General features: G+C 66.6%; 2 protein-coding genes. Both read right to left on the bottom strand.

The features are described 5' to 3' along the window. A partial coding sequence (locus tag ACE3SS_RS15160) for a PAS domain-containing protein (protein WP_374595383.1) occupies positions 1–2,452 on the bottom strand: 2,452 nt, incomplete at its 3' end. Positions 2,453–2,493: 41 nt separating this feature from the next. Further along, the coding region (locus tag ACE3SS_RS15165) for a methyl-accepting chemotaxis protein (RefSeq protein ID WP_374595385.1) at positions 2,494–3,240 on the bottom strand (747 nt) is incomplete at its 5' end.

A 3,240-nucleotide genomic window follows, 5' to 3' on the forward strand; every position in this document is an offset into this window, starting at 1 on the left:
CGTGCTCGCCCGCCCGCGCCGCCTCGATGGCCGCGTTGAGCGCCAGCAGGTTGGTCTGGTAGGCGATGTCGTCAACGATGCTGATCTTCTTGGCGATCTCGCACATCGCGTCCACCGTCTTTTGCACTGCCTCGCCACCGTGCTGCGCCTCCTTGGCGGCCTTGGTGGCCATGCCGTCGGTCATCGTGGCGTTCTCGGAGTTCTGCTTGATCGACGCCGCCATCTCGTGCAGCGACGCGCTGGTCTGCTCGACATTGGCCGCCTGCTCCACCGCCGACTGCGACAGCGATTGCGAGGTCGAGGACACCTGATCGGCCGCCGCCGTGAGCTGGTCGGCCGAGGCACGCACCTCGACGATGGTCTTCGAGACCGTGTCGATCAGGTTGTTGAACAAGCCGCCCAGCGCGGCGAAGAACGGCTCCTTGCCGCGCGTGTCGATGCGCTGCGAGAAATCGCCCTCGCCGGCCGCCTGCACCATGCCGCTGATCTCCTGCTCGGCGTGCACTTCGGCAGTGCGGTCCTTCCACTCCACCACCGTGCCCAGGCGTTCACCCTGCGCATCGAAGATCGGGTTGGCGGAAAGCGCGAACACCGAGTTGCCCATGTTGACCTGGGCCTTGTACTCGGCCTTGAGGCCGGACAGCAGGTTGCGCTGATGCGCCGGGTTGCGATGAAAGTGATCGAAGCTCTGCCCCATCACGCGGCGCGCGTCGAACTGCGGCAGGTCTTTGCGAATCTCGGCCTCGTTGCGCACCAGCATCTGCTGCACGGCGGGGTTGAGGTAGATGATCGTGCCCTCGGCGTCGGCGATCATCACGTTGTTCGAGCTGTTGTCGAGCGCCTGGCGCACGCGCGAGTTCTCGGCCGCCACCTTGGCTTCGCGCTCTTGCGCGGCGAGCGTGGCGGTCATGTCCATCCACTCGACCACCGTGCCAATGCGGGCGCCTTCGGCATCGAGCACCGGGTTGGCAACCAGATCGAATGTGCGGCTGCTGATCTTGATGCGCGTTTTGTATTCGCCCTTCAAGCCTGCCAGCAGGTTGCGCTGATGGCTCGGGTTCTTGTGAAAGCTGTCGAAGCTCTGCCCCACGATGTTGCGCGCATCGAAGCGCGGTATCACCGAGCGCATTTCGCTCTCGGCGGCTTGCATCATGTGCGCCACGGCCTTGTTCATGTAGACGATCACGCCGTTGGCGTCGGCAATCATCAGGTTGGTGCTGCTCTGGTCGAGCGCCTGGCGCACGCGCATGCTCTCTGCCAACTTGACGGCATCGGCTTCGTTGCGCTCCTTGAGGCTCACCTGCATGGCGGCAATCGTGCGCAGCAGCGTCGCGGTTTCGTCGCGCCCCTCGGCCTTGATGGTCGAGGTGAGGTCGCCCCCTTGCACCGCCTGCGCGGCCTTCACGGCCATCTGCAGCGGCTGGGTGATCGCGCGCACCACGGCGATTCCGGCGAGCAGGGCCACCACCGCGATCAGGGCGCAACCGCCCGCCAGCTTGAGCTGCGTCATGCGCAGCGTCTGCATGCGCGCCTTGATCGACGCGTCGAGCGTGTCGTAGCCCAGCGCCATGAAAGCGTAGTGGGTGTCGATGGCCTGGGTGGCCTGCCTGAAGAACTCATCGGCGTTGCCCTGCGGCGTGGCGATCAAGACCTGCGTCTTGACCATCTCTTGCACGGTGCTGACGTTCTTGGCGGCCTCCGCCGCCTTGGCCTCGATCGCGGCGCGCAGCGAGGCGTCCACCGCGTAGCTCTTTTGCAGTTGCTCGGTCAGCCGCGCGGCGCGGTCGGACAGGCTGCGCGACAAGGCGGCCAGGCCGCCGCGCTCCACATCCGATATCTGGCGGTTGTTGAGCGCCGTGGCCCCGCGGGCGCGCAGCTGGCCCATTTCCTCGGCCATGCGCAAGCCCGTGAAGATCAGCGCGTTCTGCAAGAAATAGGTGTTGGGCTCGGGGTCGAGCGACAGGCCGTAGTGGTCGCCCAGCCGATCGACCAGCTTGATGGCCTCGGCGATCACCTCGTGATGCTCTTCGGCCGTCTTGGCTGCATCGGTGCTGCGGTTGCTCACCGCGGCGGCCGTGGCCAGCCAGCCCTTTTTCAGGTTGCCCCACGAGCGCGCGATCGTCTCGTCGGTGATCGACGCCATCACCTTGTCGATCTTGGCGATTTCGTCATTCACCTCGCCCTGCTTGGCCTCGCGCTTCTCGGCCGCCCCCGCTCGCCCCGACAAGGTGAGCACCGACAACCCCCGGTGCGACTGCAACCCGCTAACGAGATGCGCCACCGCGCTCACCGACGCGATGCCGGCGGTTTCTTGCCGCGAATCGTCGATGCTCTTTTGCGTCTCGGTCAGGTACAGCCCCAGCGGCACCGAGCAGGCGGCGAGCGCGAGCACGGCGATGACGAGGAACTTCTGCCACAGCAGCAGGTTGGACAAGATGCGTTTGATGCTCATGGTGTGATCTCCCAGGCGGACAGGCTTCTGGCGCGGCGCACTCAGAAATTGGTGAACTTGGATTCATCGACGGCGCCCGTTAAAGCCGCGCCGTGGGCTGTGCCGCCGTCCGCGTGGACGGCAACGTGATCGACCGGACAAGAGGTCTTGCCGCGGGCGCGCTGATGCCGCGCCGACGCCGCTGCCTGCTGCGCCGCGCTGGACGCGCTGGCGTAGCCGTTGCTTTCGGTGGCGTACCCGTAGCCGCCGCGCGAGCGGCCGGCCGATGCGCCCGCGTCGCGGCCTCGCCCATCTTGGGCGTCTTCCAGCAACCGGAAGGCCGCCATGGTGGACTGCAACTGCTCGGCCTGGGCCGACAGCTCCTCGGCCGTGGCCGACAGCTCCTCGGCCGCCGACGCGTTCTGCTGCGTCGAGGCGTTGAGGCTTTCCATGGCCGAGTTGATCAGGACGACGCCATCGGACTGCTCGCCCGAGGCGGCGGCAATTTCCTGCACGAGCTCCGAGGTCCTTTCGATCGACGGCACCATCTCGTCGAGCAAGGTGCCGGCCTTTTCGGCCAGCTTCACGCTGGAGCCCGCCAGCTGCCCGATCTCGGCCGCCGCCACCTGGCTGCGCTTGGCCAGTTGCCGCACCTCGGCGGCCACCACGGCGAAGCCGCGACCGTGCTCGCCCGCCCGCGCCGCCTCGATGGCCGCGTTGAGCGCCAGCAGGTTGGTCTGGTAGGCGATGTCGTCAACGATGCTGATCTTCTTGGCGATCTCGCACATCGCGTCCACCGTCTTTTGCAC

Source organism: Aquabacterium sp. (genome assembly GCF_041915145.1).
Lineage (GTDB): Bacteria > Pseudomonadota > Gammaproteobacteria > Burkholderiales > Burkholderiaceae_C > Aquabacterium.